Annotated in this window: 15 protein-coding genes and 1 tRNA gene; 9 read left to right on the forward strand and 7 right to left on the reverse strand. The window is 63.9% G+C overall.

Annotation, left to right across the window (positions count from 1 at the left end; translation table 11 throughout):
- Nucleotides 1-424: 424 nt before the first annotated feature.
- Nucleotides 425-2,746, reverse strand: coding sequence for an ATP-dependent Clp protease ATP-binding subunit ClpA (clpA, locus tag ACFOMH_RS18095; protein WP_374422027.1), 2,322 nt, complete (start codon nt 2,744-2,746; stop codon nt 425-427).
- A 264-nt stretch (nt 2,747-3,010) separates the two neighbouring features.
- Nucleotides 3,011-3,757 (reverse strand): hydroxyacylglutathione hydrolase, encoded by a 747-nt coding sequence (gene gloB / locus ACFOMH_RS18100; protein ID WP_377746237.1) that lies wholly within the window; start codon nt 3,755-3,757, stop codon nt 3,011-3,013.
- A 51-nt stretch (nt 3,758-3,808) separates the two neighbouring features.
- Between gloB and ACFOMH_RS18105 the strand changes: the two genes are divergently transcribed.
- The 7 genes from ACFOMH_RS18105 to ACFOMH_RS18135 all read left to right on the forward strand — a co-directional run bounded on the left by ACFOMH_RS18105 (nt 3,809) and on the right by ACFOMH_RS18135 (nt 10,296).
- Nucleotides 3,809-4,594, forward strand: coding sequence for a class I SAM-dependent methyltransferase (locus ACFOMH_RS18105; protein WP_374422030.1), 786 nt, complete (start codon nt 3,809-3,811; stop codon nt 4,592-4,594).
- A gap of 366 nt (nt 4,595-4,960) precedes the next feature.
- Nucleotides 4,961-5,527 (forward strand): F0F1 ATP synthase subunit delta, encoded by a 567-nt coding sequence (locus ACFOMH_RS18110; RefSeq protein WP_374422032.1) that lies wholly within the window; start codon nt 4,961-4,963, stop codon nt 5,525-5,527.
- Nucleotides 5,527-7,062 carry a F0F1 ATP synthase subunit alpha gene (gene atpA, locus ACFOMH_RS18115; RefSeq protein ID WP_377746238.1) on the forward strand — a complete coding sequence of 512 codons (1,536 nt, stop codon included), beginning with the start codon at nt 5,527-5,529 and terminating at the stop codon, nt 7,060-7,062. The genes ACFOMH_RS18110 and atpA overlap by 1 nt, the downstream gene beginning before the upstream one ends.
- Nucleotides 7,063-7,074: 12 nt before the next feature.
- Nucleotides 7,075-7,950: a F0F1 ATP synthase subunit gamma gene (locus tag ACFOMH_RS18120; protein ID WP_377746240.1), complete on the forward strand. Its 876-nt coding sequence runs from the start codon at nt 7,075-7,077 to the stop codon at nt 7,948-7,950.
- Nucleotides 7,951-7,967: 17 nt separating this feature from the next.
- The gene (atpD, locus tag ACFOMH_RS18125; protein WP_374422037.1) at nt 7,968-9,392 is read left to right on the forward strand and encodes a F0F1 ATP synthase subunit beta; all 1,425 of its coding nucleotides are present in this window, start codon (nt 7,968-7,970) and stop codon (nt 9,390-9,392) included.
- 9 nt (nt 9,393-9,401) lie between these two features.
- The gene (locus ACFOMH_RS18130) at nt 9,402-9,848 is read left to right on the forward strand and encodes a F0F1 ATP synthase subunit epsilon (RefSeq protein WP_374422038.1); all 447 of its coding nucleotides are present in this window, start codon (nt 9,402-9,404) and stop codon (nt 9,846-9,848) included.
- Nucleotides 9,849-9,945: 97 nt separating this feature from the next.
- A complete protein-coding gene (locus ACFOMH_RS18135) occupies nt 9,946-10,296 on the forward strand; it encodes an H-type lectin domain-containing protein (protein WP_377746242.1) in 351 nt (116 codons plus the stop codon).
- A gap of 88 nt (nt 10,297-10,384) precedes the next feature.
- Here the strand turns inward: ACFOMH_RS18135 and ACFOMH_RS18140 are convergent, their stop codons facing one another.
- Both ACFOMH_RS18140 and ACFOMH_RS18145 read right to left on the reverse strand, forming a co-directional pair.
- Nucleotides 10,385-11,152 carry an alpha/beta fold hydrolase gene (locus ACFOMH_RS18140; protein ID WP_377746244.1) on the reverse strand — a complete coding sequence of 256 codons (768 nt, stop codon included), beginning with the start codon at nt 11,150-11,152 and terminating at the stop codon, nt 10,385-10,387.
- The gene (locus ACFOMH_RS18145) at nt 11,149-11,748 is read right to left on the reverse strand and encodes a 2-hydroxychromene-2-carboxylate isomerase (protein ID WP_374422044.1); all 600 of its coding nucleotides are present in this window, start codon (nt 11,746-11,748) and stop codon (nt 11,149-11,151) included. The genes ACFOMH_RS18140 and ACFOMH_RS18145 overlap by 4 nt, the downstream gene beginning before the upstream one ends.
- 80 nt (nt 11,749-11,828) lie before the next feature.
- Between ACFOMH_RS18145 and ACFOMH_RS18150 the strand changes: the two genes are divergently transcribed.
- Entirely contained in the window at nt 11,829-12,848 is a 1,020-nt protein-coding gene (locus ACFOMH_RS18150) for a ribose-phosphate pyrophosphokinase (protein WP_374422046.1), read from the forward strand.
- Nucleotides 12,849-12,935: 87 nt separating this feature from the next.
- On the opposite strand, the gene ACFOMH_RS18155 is transcribed toward ACFOMH_RS18150, so the two are convergent.
- The 3 genes from ACFOMH_RS18155 to rlmB all read right to left on the reverse strand — a co-directional run bounded on the left by ACFOMH_RS18155 (nt 12,936) and on the right by rlmB (nt 14,894).
- Nucleotides 12,936-13,388: a CoA-binding protein gene (locus tag ACFOMH_RS18155; protein ID WP_374422048.1), complete on the reverse strand. Its 453-nt coding sequence runs from the start codon at nt 13,386-13,388 to the stop codon at nt 12,936-12,938.
- A gap of 184 nt (nt 13,389-13,572) precedes the next feature.
- Nucleotides 13,573-13,998: a YHS domain-containing (seleno)protein gene (locus ACFOMH_RS18160; protein ID WP_377746247.1), complete on the reverse strand. Its 426-nt coding sequence runs from the start codon at nt 13,996-13,998 to the stop codon at nt 13,573-13,575.
- Nucleotides 13,999-14,096: 98 nt separating this feature from the next.
- Nucleotides 14,097-14,894 carry a 23S rRNA (guanosine(2251)-2'-O)-methyltransferase RlmB gene (gene rlmB, locus ACFOMH_RS18165; RefSeq protein WP_374422052.1) on the reverse strand — a complete coding sequence of 266 codons (798 nt, stop codon included), beginning with the start codon at nt 14,892-14,894 and terminating at the stop codon, nt 14,097-14,099.
- 176 nt (nt 14,895-15,070) lie between these two features.
- Here rlmB and ACFOMH_RS18170 point away from each other — a divergent pair.
- Nucleotides 15,071-15,154: transfer RNA gene (locus tag ACFOMH_RS18170), tRNA-Tyr, on the forward strand.
- Nucleotides 15,155-15,277: the final 123 nt, after the last annotated feature.

Genomic DNA, 15,277 nt, shown 5'->3' on the forward strand with positions numbered 1-15,277 from the left:
GCAGTTCGTCCAGCAGTTCGTTCGAAATCGTCATCGTCCTTGCTCCTCTCAGGAAGCATGGACCAGATCACCGATACACAGAAGATCGGACACTCTCCTTGCAAACACTGGGCTCCTTTCTGCCTTGCCAAGCCAGCTGGACGCTTGATTGTCGACCTCACGACCTCACGACCTCACGACCTCACGACCTCACGACCTCACGACCTCACGACCTCACGACCTCACGACCTCTCGGATTGCGGAGGGCAGGGGCGTTGGTGATCGGATGCCCGTGAGAAGCGGCGCTGCTGATCTTGGCGCCGGAAATCCTTGGGTTGCGGCATGTCGGATAAAGCTGCATGCCGGACAAAAAAGGCCACCGCGACGATTGCCGCGATGGCCAAATTTCAGGCGATGCCGGTAATCACGCCCGGCAAGGTAAAGTTCAGTTTGCCGTCAGCAGCGGCGGCTTGGTGTTGCTGATCCGGGGCGTGCCGGGGGCGGTGATTTCAAAGGCGGGCTTGTCGTCCTCGATCCGGACACGGACCACGCCGCCTTTTGTCAGGCGCCCGAACAGCAGTTCCTCGGCCAGAGGCTTCTTGATCGTTTCCTGAATGACACGGCCCAGCGGACGCGCGCCCATCTTGTCGTCGTAACCTTTTTCGGCCAGCCATTCGGCGGCTTCCGGGGTCAGTTCGATATGAACGCCACGGTCGATAAGCTGGGCCTCCAGTTGCAGCACGAACTTCTCGACCACCTGCACGATCACCTCGCGCGACAGCGGCGCGAAGCTGATCACCGCATCCAGACGGTTGCGGAACTCGGGCGTGAAGGTGCGCTCGATGGCGGCAGTATCCTCACCCTCGCGGCGGTCGCGTCCGAAACCGAAAGCGGCGCGGGCCTGATCGGCGGCCCCGGCATTCGAGGTCATGATCAGGATCACATTGCGGAAATCGACTTGACGACCGTTGTGATCGGTCAGCTTACCGTTATCCATGACCTGCAACAGGATGTTATAGACATCCGGATGCGCCTTTTCGATTTCGTCCAGCAAAAGCACGCAATGCGGATGCTGGTCGACGCCATCGGTCAAAAGCCCGCCCTGATCAAAGCCGACATAACCCGGAGGCGCACCGATCAGGCGGCTGACCGCGTGCTTTTCCATGTATTCGGACATGTCAAAGCGCAACAGTTCCACGCCCAGCGTACTGGCCAGCTGCTTGGCGACCTCGGTCTTGCCGACACCGGTGGGACCGGCAAAGAGATAGTTGCCAATGGGCTTTTCGGGTTCGCGCAGACCGGCCCGCGCCAGCTTGATCGAAGAGGCAAGCGCCGAGATCGCGGCATCCTGACCAAAGACCAGCCGCTTCAGCGTGGCCTCAAGATCCTTGAGCACGGCCGCATCGTCCTTGGTCACGTTCTTGGGCGGGATACGGGCGATCTTGGCCACGACGGCCTCGATCTCTTTCGGGCCGATGGTCTTGCGGCGCTTGCTTTCCGCGACCAGATGCTGGGCCGCGCCGGCCTCGTCGATCACGTCGATCGCCTTGTCGGGCAGCTTGCGGTCATGGATATAGCGTGCCGAAAGCTCGACCGCGGTGCGGATCGCGTCATTGGTATAACGCAGATCGTGGTGCTTTTCGAAACTGGGCTTCAACCCCATCAGGATCTTGATGGTGTCGGGCACGGTGGGTTCGTTCACGTCGATTTTCTGGAACCTGCGCGACAGGGCGCGGTCCTTTTCGAAATGCTGACGGAATTCCTTGTAGGTGGTCGACCCCATGCAGCGCAGCTTGCCGCCCGACAGCGCCGGTTTCAGAAGGTTCGATGCATCCATCGCGCCGCCCGAGGTCGCGCCCGCGCCGATCACGGTGTGAATTTCGTCGATGAAAAGGATGGCGTCGGGATGGTCCTCAAGCTCTTTGACGACGGCTTTCAGCCGTTCCTCGAAATCGCCGCGATAGCGGGTGCCGGCCAGAAGCGCGCCCATGTCGAGCGAAAAGATCGTCGCGCCGGCCAGAACGTCGGGGGTTTCGGCCCGGGTGATTTTCAGCGCGAGCCCTTCGGCGATGGCGGTCTTGCCCACGCCGGGATCGCCCACCAGAAGCGGGTTGTTCTTGCGCCGGCGGCACAACACCTGGATGCAGCGTTCGACCTCATCGGCGCGGCCGATCAGGGGGTCGACATCGCCCTTGGACGCCTTTTTGTTCAGATCCACGCAATATTTGGCCAGCGCGGATTCGTCCTTGGCCTGTTCCTGCCCGGACTGCGTCTGTTCCGAGGCCTGTTCAGCGCCCTGAACGGTGCGGTTTTCGGAATAGGACGGGTTCTTGGCCACGCCATGGGCGATGAAATTCACCGCGTCATAGCGCGTCATGTCCAGTTCCTGAAGGAAAAAGGCCGCGTTCGATTCGCGTTCGGCAAAGATCGCGACAAGGACATTTGCCCCCGTCACCTCGGTCCGGCCCGAGGATTGGACATGGATCGCCGCGCGCTGGATCACGCGCTGAAACGCGGCGGTGGGCACGGCCTCGGAACCTTCGACATCGGTGATGAGTGTCGACAGATCGTCCTCGATGAATTCGACAAGCATGCGGCGCAATTCGTCCAGATCGACATTGCAGGCCCGCATGACCTTGACGGCGTCGGGTTCGTCGGTCAGCGCCAGCAGAAGATGCTCGAGCGTGGCGAGTTCATGATGGTGTTCGTTGGCCAGCGCAAGCGCGGCATGGATGGACTGTTCCAGCGAGGTCGAAAAGGACGGCACGTCAAGCTCCTGTCAGTCGGCTGGCGGTTTGGGCCGCCAAGATGTAGCGGTCCACCTGACCAGACTGTCACGATACAGTTAAGATTTGGTGGATTTTCGCACAATTCAAGCGGTAATCGCGTCCGCCCCTGCCGAATTTTCCACGGTTGCGGCAGATGTGATGATTGGCGGACATGTTTTCAAGCATCTGGCATCGGCTGCGGGGGCAAATGCGGAATCGGGGCGTGTTGACGCATGATTTACTTGCATCGCGATCCGGCGATTTCAGAACCTGTCCTTCATCTGTCGCAGCCGGGCAAAAACCTCGGCATCCGGGGCGCCCTCCAGACCCAGCAGGGGGCGCAGCTCGGCCACACGCAGAAACGGGTTGGTCGCGCGTTCATCGGCCAGCGTCGCGGGGGCGCAAGGCCGGCGCCCGGCGGCGGTATCCTCGATGCGCTGGCGCAGCGCCGGGTTTTCCGGCTCGACCGACAGGGCAAAGGCGCTATTGCCGCGGCAATAATCATGTCCCGAACAGACCAGCGTCCGCGCGGGCAGGGCGTTCAGCCGCGACAGGCTGGCCCACATCATCGGGGCATCGCCTTCGAACAGACGGCCGCATCCCATCGCCATCAGGCTGTCGGCGGTAAAGACCATCTCCGATTGCGGCAGGTGGAACGCCAGATGCCCGATGGTGTGGCCCGAGACGTCGATCACATCCACCGGCTCGCCACAGATATCGACCGTCTCGCCAGCGCGGATGGGCAGGTCAAGGGGCGGCAGCCGGGCGGCGTCCGCGGCATTGCCCATGACCCGGGCGCCGGTCATCGCGACCAGTTCGGGCACCGCCTGAATATGATCGTCGTGGTGATGGGTCAGCGCGATCAGATCCAGCGACCAGCTGCGCGCCGCAAGCTCGGCCAGAATCGGTGCGGCCTCGGGCGCGTCGATCAGCGCGGTCTGGCCATTGCCATGGACGAGCCATGCATAATTGTCGGTCAGACAGCGAACGGGGACAAGTTCCAGCGGCATTGGCAAATTTCCTTCTTTGGCGCAGTCTGGCCCGGCAATCCCGGAGGTGCAATGCATCACGACGTCTATGAGCTGCGCAAATTCTACTATACCCGGGCGCTGGGGCGGGTGGTGCAGCGCATTTTGCGCGATCGGCTGACCGCGCTTTGGCCGCCCGAGCAAAGTCAGGCGATGACGGTGGTCGGCTATGGGTTCGCGGCGCCCCTGCTGCGGCCCTATCTGACGCGGGCGCGCCGGGTCAGCGCGCTGATGCCGGGGTCGCAGGGGGTGATGGCCTGGCCCGCCGGCCTGCCCAATTGTTCCGTCCTGTGCGAGGAAACCGTCTGGCCGCTGGATACCGGCAGCGTCGACCGGCTGGTTCTCTTGCACGCGCTTGAGACCGCCGATCATCCGACCCTTTTGATGGAGGAGGCGCTGCGCGTGCTGGGGCCGGGGGGGCGGATGCTGATCATGACGCCGAACCGGGCCGGGCTTTGGGCGCGATCCGAGACGACGCCTTTCGGCTTTGGGCGCAGCTTTACCGCCGGCCAGCTTGAGGCACAGGCCCGCGCGGCCGGATTCGTGCCCGAACGGACGGGGGCGGCGCTCTATATCCCGCCCTCGGACCGGCGATTCTGGTTGCGCAGCGCGCAGATGTGGGAACGGACCGGCGGTCGCATCAGCCAGGTTCTTGTCGCCGGGGTGGTGCTGACCGAATTCAGCAAGCAGGTACAGGCCCCGATCGGGCGCGGCCACAAGGTGCGCGTGCCCAGCCCGCTGGATGTGCTGGGGGGCATTGCCGGCCCCGCGCCCGCCGGGCAGCGCGCCGGACGCAGCGCGCGCAAATCCGCGCCTTGACCGTAAGGGAAAGACCCACGCCCGGATGGCGGCGCAAGGCCGTGCCGGGGCGTTGCGAATATGCCGCGGCGGCCCGATCGGGTGGCGATTGTCCCGTCTTTTCATGGTGTTTGCCGGCATTGCCCCGCCGCCGGCGGGGCACCCGGCCGGGGATGCGGTGGGCAAACCTTTGCACGATGGCGGGATTGGGGGCGCAAACACTCATATTTCCGTGTGCAAGGCGGTTGCGGCAGGGAAAATCACCTGCTAGAGACGCCGCAGATTTCGGGAAAGCCCAGCGTTTCGGTGGTGTGATCCTATTGACCCCGCGCTCCGCGACAGACCGGCCTGCCGCCGGCCGCTGCGGAGCTTGCGCTAAACGGAAGGATGACCGTGGCCAACTCCGCTTCGATTTCCGCTGATATCGCCGGGCGTTATGCGCAGGCCCTGTTCGATCTGGTCAAGGATTCGGGGGGAATCGACGCCCTGTCCGGTCAGGTCGACGAACTGGCCTCGGCGTTTGATGCCAGCGAAGATCTGCGCAATCTGACCGTGTCGCCGCTTTACGACCGCCAGGGCCAGGAAGCCGCCATCGGCGCGCTGGCCGCCAAGATGGGCCTGTCGCCCGAACTGGCCAATACCCTGCGCCTGATGGCCCGGAACCGGCGGCTGTTCGCATTGCCGCAATTGCTGGCCAAGCTGCGCGGCCTCATCGCCGACGCGCGCGGCGAGATGACGGCCGATGTCGTCAGTGCCCAGGCGCTGAGCGATGATCAGAAATCCCGTCTTGCGGATACGCTGTCCGCGAAATCGGGCAAGAAAGTCAAACTGAACGCGCGCGTCGATGAAAGCCTCATCGGCGGCATGATCGTCAAACTGGGCTCGCAGATGATCGACAGCTCGATCAAATCGAAGCTCGCCTCCCTCCAGAATGCTATGAAAGAGGTCGGATAATGGGAATCCAGGCTGCCGAGATTTCGGCGATCCTCAAGGATCAGATCAAGAATTTCGGTCAGGACGCCGAAGTGGCCGAAGTCGGCCAGGTGCTGTCGGTCGGCGACGGCATCGCGCGCGTCTATGGTCTGGACAAGGTCCAGGCCGGCGAGATGGTCGAATTCCCCGGCGGAATCCGCGGGATGGTGCTGAACCTTGAAACCGACAACGTCGGCGTCGTGATCTTCGGCGATGACCGTTCGATCAAGGAAGGCGACACCGTCAAGCGCACCGGCGCCATTGTGGAAGTGCCGACCGGCAAGGGCCTTCTGGGCCGCGTCGTCGACGCGCTCGGCAACCCGATCGACGGCAAGGGCCCGATCGTTGATCCGATCATGGCCGTGGCCGACGTCAAGGCCCCGGGCATCATGCCGCGCAAATCGGTGCATGAGCCGATGGCGACCGGTCTGAAATCCGTCGACGCCATGATCCCCGTTGGCCGTGGCCAGCGCGAGCTGATCATCGGCGACCGTCAGACCGGCAAGACCGCCATTGCGCTGGACACCATTCTGAACCAGGCGAACTATAATGGCCGCGAAGCCGACGGCATGAAGACGCTTTACTGCATCTATGTCGCCGTGGGTCAAAAGCGTTCGACCGTTGCCCAGCTGGTGAAAAAGCTGGAAGAAACCGGCGCCATGGCCTATTCGATCGTCGTGGCCGCGACCGCGTCGGACCCCGCGCCGATGCAGTATCTGGCGCCCTATTCGGCAACCGCCATGGGCGAATATTTCCGCGACAACGGCATGGACGCGCTGATCATCTATGACGATCTGTCCAAACAGGCCGTGGCTTACCGCCAGATGTCGCTTCTGCTGCGCCGTCCGCCGGGACGCGAGGCCTATCCGGGCGACGTGTTCTATCTGCATTCGCGCCTGCTGGAGCGTTCGGCCAAGCTGAACGAAAACAACGGCGCCGGCTCGCTGACCGCGCTGCCGATCATCGAAACGCAAGCCGGTGACGTGTCGGCCTATATTCCGACCAACGTGATCTCGATCACCGATGGCCAGATCTTCCTGGAAACCGACCTGTTCTTCCAGGGCATCCGCCCGGCCGTGAACACCGGTCTGTCGGTGTCGCGCGTGGGTTCGGCCGCACAGACCAAGGCGATGAAATCCGTCGCCGGCCCGGTCAAGCTGGAACTGGCGCAGTACCGCGAAATGGCGGCCTTCGCGCAGTTCGGTTCGGACCTAGACGCCGCGACCCAGAAACTGCTGAACCGTGGTGCCCGTCTGACCGAGCTGATGAAGCAGCCGCAATATTCGCCGCTGACCAACGCCGAGATCGTGATCGTCATCTATGCCGGCACCAAAGGCTATCTTGACGCCATCCCGGTCCGGGACGTGACCAAATGGGAACAGGGCCTGATCCAGTACCTGCGCAACCAGAAGGCCGATCTGCTTGAGGACATGACCAAGAACGACCGCAAGGTGGCGGGCGAGCTTGAGGATGCGATCAAGGCAGCGCTGGACGGTTACGCCAAGACCTACGCCTGAGAGGAGGGATAGATGCCCAGCCTCAAGGATCTGAAAAACCGGATCGGCAGCGTCAAGAACACGCGCAAGATCACCAAGGCGATGCAGATGGTCGCCGCCGCGAAACTGCGCCGTGCGCAGGACGCGGCGGAAGCCGCGCGCCCCTATGCCGACCGCATGGGGGCCGTCATGGCCGGACTGACCGCTGCGGCGGCCGGTTCGGACGGGGCGCCGCGCCTGCTGGCCGGCACCGGCAGCGACGAACGTCACCTGCTGGTGGTCATGACCTCGGAACGCGGGCTGGCTGGCGGGTTCAACTCGTCCATCGTCAAGCTGGCGCGCCAGCATCTTCAGGACCTGCAAAGCCAGGGCAAGAAGGTGACGGTGCTTACCGTTGGCAAGAAGGGGCGCGAGCAGCTGAAACGCGATTTCAGCGGGCTTTTCACCCATCACGTCGACCTGAGCGAGGTCAAGCGCATCGGCTACGAGAATGCGCGCGAAATCGCGGATGACATCCTCGACCGGTTCGAGGAAGGCCATTTCGATGTCGCGACGCTGTTCTACAGCCGGTTCGAATCCGTCATCAGCCAGGTGCCGACCGCGCGTCAGATCATCCCGGCCGTCATTGAAGCGGGTGCCGAGGCCGGCGCCTCGTCGCTTTATGACTATGAGCCCGATGAAAGCGCGATCCTGAACGACCTTCTGCCGCGCTCTGTCGCGACGCAGGTCTTTGCGGCGCTTCTGGAAAACGCGGCCTCGGAACAGGGCGCGCGGATGACCGCCATGGACAACGCCACGCGCAATGCCGGCGACATGATCGACCGCCTCACGACCGAGTATAACCGCTCGCGTCAGGCCGCGATCACCAAGGAACTCATTGAAATCATCTCGGGCGCCGAGGCGCTCTGACACGTAGGGGTAAACACATGGCAGAGGCCAAAGGTAAAATCACGCAGGTGATCGGCGCCGTCGTGGACGTGCAGTTCGACGGCCCGCTTCCCGCGATTCTGAACGCGCTGGAAACCGAGAACAATGGCAAGCGTCTGGTGCTGGAAGTTGCCCAGCATCTGGGCGAAAACACCGTCCGCACCATCGCCATGGACGCGACCGAAGGTCTGGTCCGCGGTCTGCCGGTGCGCGACACCGGCGGTCCGATCATGGTGCCGGTCGGCGACGTCACGCTGGGCCGCATCCTGAACGTCGTCGGCGAGCCGGTGGATGAGGGCGCGGCCCTTGCCGCCAGCGACAAGCGCGCGATCCACCAGCCGGCGCCGGACTTTGCGTCGCAGGCGACCGCTTCGGAAATCCTCGTCACCGGCATCAAGGTCATCGACCTTTTGGCGCCCTATGCCAAAGGCGGCAAGATCGGCCTTTTCGGTGGCGCCGGCGTGGGCAAGACGGTTCTGATCATGGAACTGATCAACAACATCGCGAAAGTGCACTCGGGTTACTCGGTGTTCGCGGGCGTTGGCGAACGGACCCGTGAAGGCAACGACCTTTACCACGAAATGGTGGAATCGGGCGTTATCAAGCCGGACAACCTGGCGGAATCGCAGGTGGCACTGGTTTATGGCCAGATGAACGAACCCCCGGGCGCGCGGATGCGTGTCGCGCTGACCGGTCTGACGCTGGCCGAACAGTTCCGCGACGCGACCGGTACCGACGTTCTGTTCTTCGTCGACAACATCTTCCGCTTTACCCAGGCCGGTTCGGAAGTGTCGGCGCTGCTGGGCCGCATCCCCTCCGCCGTGGGCTACCAGCCGACGCTGGCCACCGACATGGGCGCGATGCAGGAACGCATCACCTCGACCAAGAACGGCTCGATCACCTCGATCCAGGCCGTCTACGTTCCGGCCGACGACCTCACCGACCCGGCGCCCGCCACGACCTTTGCCCACCTCGACGCCACGACCGTTCTGTCGCGCGCGATCTCGGAACTGGGCATCTATCCGGCCGTGGACCCGCTCGACTCGAACTCGCGGATCCTCGATCCGGCCGTGGTCGGCGAAGAGCACTATCAGGTCGCCCGCGACGTTCAGGGTATCCTGCAAAAGTACAAGTCGCTTCAGGACATCATCGCCATTCTGGGCATGGACGAACTGTCGGAAGAGGACAAGCTGACCGTGGCCCGCGCCCGGAAGATCCAGCGCTTCCTGTCCCAGCCCTTCGACGTGGCGAAAGTCTTCACCGGTTCGGACGGCGTTCAGGTGCCGCTGGAGGACACGATCAAGTCGTTCAAGGCGGTGGTGGCCGGCGAATACGACCACCTGCCGGAAGCGGCCTTCTACATGGTCGGCGGCATCGAGGACGTGAAAGCCAAAGCCGCCAAGCTTGCCGCTGACGCGGCGTAAGGGGGCGACATGGCCGACACGATGCAGTTCGACCTCGTCTCGCCGGAACGGAACCTGGTTTCCGTCCCGGTGCGCGAGGTGCGCCTGCCCGGGACCGAGGGCGATCTGACGGCGATGCCCGGCCATGCGCCGGCCATCGTCAACCTGCGCCCCGGCATCGTCACCCTGGTGACGGCGGACGGGGCCGAGACCGAGTTCGCCGTGACCGGCGGCTTTGTCGAGATCAACAATGAATCCGTCAGTCTTCTGGCAGAACGCGGTCATCCGCGCGCCGAGATGACGCAGGACGTGTTCAACGACATGATGATGCAGGCCCAACGCCGGGTGAAAGTCGCTCGCGACAAGGACAGCGCCGCCGAGGAAGTCGTCGCTGCCGCCGTCAAGCTTTTGGCGGATATGGAGGCCCTGGGCACCCATATCGGGCTGGATCCGAAACAGGCGAATTTTCCCGACTAGGATCAACCCTGACGAAAAATACAGTAAGCCCCGGAGATTCCGGGGCTTTATTAATCGCGCCCATTGATTTCTGATATTGCCAGGGGAGGTGCGTAACGTGAAACGCTTTGGCCATGCGGCGGTCGGTATCAGTGATGGCGAGACCGAGATTTTTTCGGCCTTCGACAATGGCGGTCCCATGTGGACCGGCAGTGGTCCGCGCACTGAACGCCGCCATATCCGTTTTGAACAGCCCTTTCTGGATGCGCCCAGCGTGCATGTCGCGTTAAGCATGTGGGACATTGCCAGCGGGGCGAACCAGCGCGCCGATCTTCAGGCCGAGAACATCAGCCATGAGGGGTTCGATCTGCGCTTTACCACCTGGGGCGATACCCGTGTGGCACGGGCCCGCGCGCGCTGGATGGCGATCGGCCCGGTGCTTTACGAAGAGGATTGGCTGGCCGATTGAGGCCGGCGCGGCATTGGGGCGATCTTCCGGGCTTTGCCTGTGGCGCGGGTGGTGGCCGGGTTGCCCGGCACCGCTGCCCTGATCCCGTTCAGGCCCGATCCAGATTCATCCCGATCAGTTCGGCGACCTGCCGGGGATGGGTGATCGGCAGCATATGCGCGGCCTCGGGCAGGCGGGCGCGGCCGATATCGGGCAGTCGCGCGGCCAGCGCATCGGCGATATTCCCGATCACCGGCGGCGATTGCGCGCCCATCAGGATCATCACCGGCGCGTCGATGGCCTCAAGCCCGCCGGCGCGCAGGATATTCGCGCTGTCCTGCATCAGCGTGTCGTTTCCGGCCACGACCAAAGCCATCTGCCGGATCAGCCGCTCGCGGCCGGCCGGGGTCTGTGCTTCCCAGTCGATGCCGCCCCAGATCGACAGAAAGCGCCGCGCGGCCTCTTCGCTTTCGCCCGCCGCGACCAGATCGCTCAGCTCCCGCATGACCGCGTCATTGGCGGGGTCGGGGGCGGCCGCGAACAGCACCGGCTCGATCAGGGTCAGGCTGCGCACGGCTTCGGGGGCGGCGACGGCGATGCGCAGGGCAACCGTGGCGCCCAGGCTATGCCCGATCAGATCCATGGGCCGGTCGATCAGCGGCGCCACGGCGCGGGTGGTATATGTATGAAAATCGGGCGTGCCGGGCCAATCGGGGCTTTGGCCATGGCCGGGCAGGTCGGGCGCACGGATCGCGACCTTGTCGGACAGCGCTTTGGCGATGGGCCCCCAATAGCTGGCATTGCCCATCATGCAATGCAGCGCCAGCGCCGGGCGATCCGCTTGGCCCGGCCATTGCCGCAAATGCAGCGCGCTCATAGCGTGGCCAGATGGCGGTCCAGAAATTCCAGCCGGTCCTGACCCCAGAAGCGTTCGTCGCTTTCGCGCACGATATAGAAGGGGCCGCCGAAGACCCCGGCCTCGACCGCCTGTTCCAGATTGCGAGCAAAGGTTTCGGCACCGACGAACAAGCCCTTGTCGGCAAGCGCCGGATCGAAACCCGCCGCCGCCAGCCGCGACCGGATCACCGCATCATCGGCGATGTTCTCATCCTCGGCCCAGACGGCGCGCAGGAAGGATTGCACCAGCCCGGCCAGATCGCCGCCGCCCGCCTCCTGGGCCGCGATGATCGCATAGGACGAGGGCGCGGGATTGACCGGCGAGAAGGCGGGTTTCAGGTTCAGCTTCATGCCCAGATGTTCGGACCAGCGCCGCAATTCCTGTGCCCGCATGTCCAGCCGCGAGGGGTGGCGGTTGGCCGGGCGCACGCCGCCGGTGCGGTCGAAAAGCTGCATCAGGTCCAGCGGCTTGTAGGTGATGGTGGCGCCGTGCTTTGCGGCGATCTCTTCGAGGCGGTTGCCGGCAAGATAGACCCAGGGGCTGGGGGTGCCGAAGTAATAGTCGATATGGGCCATAAGTGAACCTCCGGGTTTGCGGGAAAGCTAGCCCGGTGTTAAGGCGTGTGCAATCGCACGAATCCATCACGGGGAAGCCCATGCCGGCCATGACCGAGCCCAAACTGATCGCGGGAAATGCCAACCGCCCTCTGGCCAATGCCATTGCCCGCCGCATGTCCATGCATCGCGGCATGAATGTCGCGCCCGTCGATGCGCGGGTCGAACGTTTCAACGATCAGGAAATCTTTGTCGAGGTGTTCGAAAATGTCCGTGGCGAGGACATGTTCATCATTCAATCGACCTCGAACCCGGCCAATGACAACCTGATGGAGCTGTTGATCATGACGGACGCGCTCAAGCGTTCGTCGGCGGCCCGCATCACCGCAGTCATCCCCTATTTCGGCTATGCGCGTCAGGATCGCCGCGCCAAGGCCCGCACGCCGATCAGCGCCAAGCTGGTCGCCAACCTGCTGACCGAGGCGGGTGTGGACCGGGTGCTGACGCTGGACCTGCATGCCGCGCAGATTCAGGGCTTTTTCGACATTCCGGTGGATAACCTTTACGCCTCGCCGGTATTCGCGCTGGACATCAAGCATCATTTCCGGGGGCGGATGGACAATATGATGGTCATCTCGCCCGACGTGGGCGGGGTGGCGCGGGCGCGCGAGCTGGCGACCCGGATCGGCGCGCCGCTGGCCATCGTGGACAAGCGCCGCGAAAAGCCGGGCGAGATCGCCGAAATGACGGTGATCGGCGATGTGACCGGCAAGACCTGCATCATCGTCGACGATATCTGCGACACGGCGGGGACGCTGTGCAAGGCCGCGCAGGTGCTGACCGAACATGGCGCGACCGAGGTGCATGCCTATATCACCCATGGCGTCCTGTCGGGACCGGCGGTGGAGCGGGTGCAGAAATCGGTGATGAAATCTCTGGTCATCACCGACTCGATCGAGGCGACCGAAGAGGTCCGGGCTGCGGCCAATATCCGCATCGTGCCGACCGCGCCGATGTTCGCGCAGGCGATCCTGAACATCTGGAACGGGACCTCGGTCAGCTCGCTTTTCGAAATCGACACGCTGAGCCCGATCTATGAAGGGCTCTATACCGGCGATTGATGGCCGGTCGCCACCTCGGAAACCACCTCGAAAATCCATGCGCCCCGGCCCCTTTTGGCCGGGGTTTCGCGTTCGGGCGGGCCGCGCCTAGCGCAGGCGCGAAAACTCGATCTTGGAACAGCGGTCCTCGATCACCGTCAGCCCCTGCGCGCGCGCCTGTCCGGCGGCCATGGGGTGGCTGATGCCCAGCTGCATCCAGACCGTGCGCAAGGCCGGCTGGGTTGCGATGGCCTCTTCGACGATGCCGGGAACGGCCTGCGACTGGCGAAAGATATCGACCATGTCCACGCCCAGATCATGCGGGATCGAGCGCAGATCGGGATAGACCGTTTCATCCAGAATGCTGTGGCCGGCATAGACCGGATTGACCGGCACGACGCGGAAACCCTGTGACTTCAGATAGCGTGCGACGCCCCAGGACGGCCGGCTTTCATTGGAGGACAGGCCGACAATGGCGATGCAGCGGGTCGTTCTGATGATGCGCGCGATTATGGCATCCACCGGCGAGGTGCCGATGTCGCGTAAGACAGCAGTACTCATCTGATCCTCCCCCAAGTCTCAACCTAAGGTGGCACAGAAAAAGCGCCCGGTCCAGAGGTCTGGCCGGGCGCAAGTCGCGGAACGAGGGACAGTGATCTGAACATGACCGTTCCGTGGTCATGTTCGATAAATAAATGGGAAGCGTGACTAAAAAGTTCCAGTCTTTTCGCAAAAATGTGAATTTCTAGGGGTTCAGACGGTGCCAGACCGACTTGGCGCGCATCAGAATCGCCTGTGGATCGGCAAGAATCCGCTCGCGTGCATCTTCTGAACGCAACAGATAGGTGCGCTGGCCGATCACCACGAAATAGCGCGGATCGCCCGGCTCGGACCGCCCCTCGGAAAGCGCCACGACGCACAGCCCGCCAAGGCCCGGGGCGAAGGCCCGGGGGTTCGCCTCAAAGCGGGTGCGATTGTCTTCGGTCGCGAAATGCCAGGACTGCCCGCGCCAGAAGGTGACGATATCGGCCCGGCCCGGCACGGCGGCATTTTCGGTCTCGTAGGACACCGGATCCATGCCGTTCAGCGCCCAGTCATGCACCTGTGCGGGCGCAAGGCTCGGGATCACGGTCAGAGCAAGGGTGAATGCGGCAAGATCGGGACGAATCATGGCGTGGCTATTGCGTGGCTTACCCATGCGATCTGGCAAGCGGGCCGGCATTTCTCAACCGCCATGGCCCGATTCTGCCGGGGATGTGATGGCCGGCCCTAAACCTGTGAGGCCGCATAAAGCGCCACCGCCGCCGCGTTCGAGACGTTGAGCGAGCCGAAATCGGCGGCAAAGGGGATGCGCAGGATGCGGTCGCAGGTCTCGCGCGTGCGTTCGCGCAGGCCCGGCCCCTCGGCCCCCAGCACCAGACAGATCGGCCGGCCGGCCAGTTCCCGCAGAGCGTCGGGCAGGGGCTCGGTGCCGGTGCCGTCCAGCCCCAGAACGATATAGCCCATGGATTGCAGTTCGATCAGCGTGTCGGCCAGATTGGTCACCCGCAGATAGGGCTGGCGTTCCAGCGCGCCCGAGGCCGTCTTGGCCAGCGCCCCGGTTTCGGGGGCCGAATGGCGCGATGGCGCGATCACCGCGCGGGCGCCAAAGACCTCGGCCGAGCGCAGGATGGCGCCGACATTATGCGGGTCGGTCACCCGGTCCAGCGCCACCAGAAGCGGCCGCCCCGGACCGCTGAGCGCCAGATCGGTGAGGTTGCCCCATTTCAGCGGCTTGACCTCGAGCGCCGCGCCCTGATGGACGCTTTCGGGCGGCAGCGGCACCACCTTGTCGAAACTGCGCGCATCGGTGATCTCGGGCGTTATGGAATCGGGCAGGGGCCCCAGCCGGTCCAGCGCGTTCTGCGTCACCACCAGCCGCAGCTTTTCGCGCTGCGGGTTCGACAGCGCGTCGCGCACGGCATGCAGGCCGAACAGCCAGACGGTTTCGGCGGCTGCGGCGCGGCGGGCGCGTTCCTTGTCGATCACCCAGCTGGGCTTTTTGGATTTCTGCGGTTTCTCGGCCATGTCATACCCCCGGTATCCTGCTGGACTGCGCAGAATTTGCGGGAAAATGCAACTGTTCGCGACCTTGCTTGCCTTGCTTGTGCAGAACCTGCGCCGCCGGGGAAAATTTCGCCCGATCCCTGCTTGACGCCCGCCGCGTGGGGGGCTAATCACCCCGCACGCCGAAAGCGTTCGGCGGGCGACGTGCTGCAAGGTGCGGCAGCGGACTGTAACTCCGCCGGGGAGACCCATGCCTGGTTCGATTCCAGGGTCGCCCACCATTTCCCCTTGAAATCAAAGATTTGGTGTGGTCCCGCGATGGGCCGGCTGCGGGTTTGCCTTGTCATCCGCGGGGCTGGTCCGGCGGGCACGAAAAAGCCGCCCATCCGGGGAGGGGCGGCGAT

The organism is Paracoccus mangrovi (assembly GCF_042648425.1).
In the GTDB taxonomy this organism is placed as follows: domain Bacteria; phylum Pseudomonadota; class Alphaproteobacteria; order Rhodobacterales; family Rhodobacteraceae; genus Paracoccus; species Paracoccus mangrovi.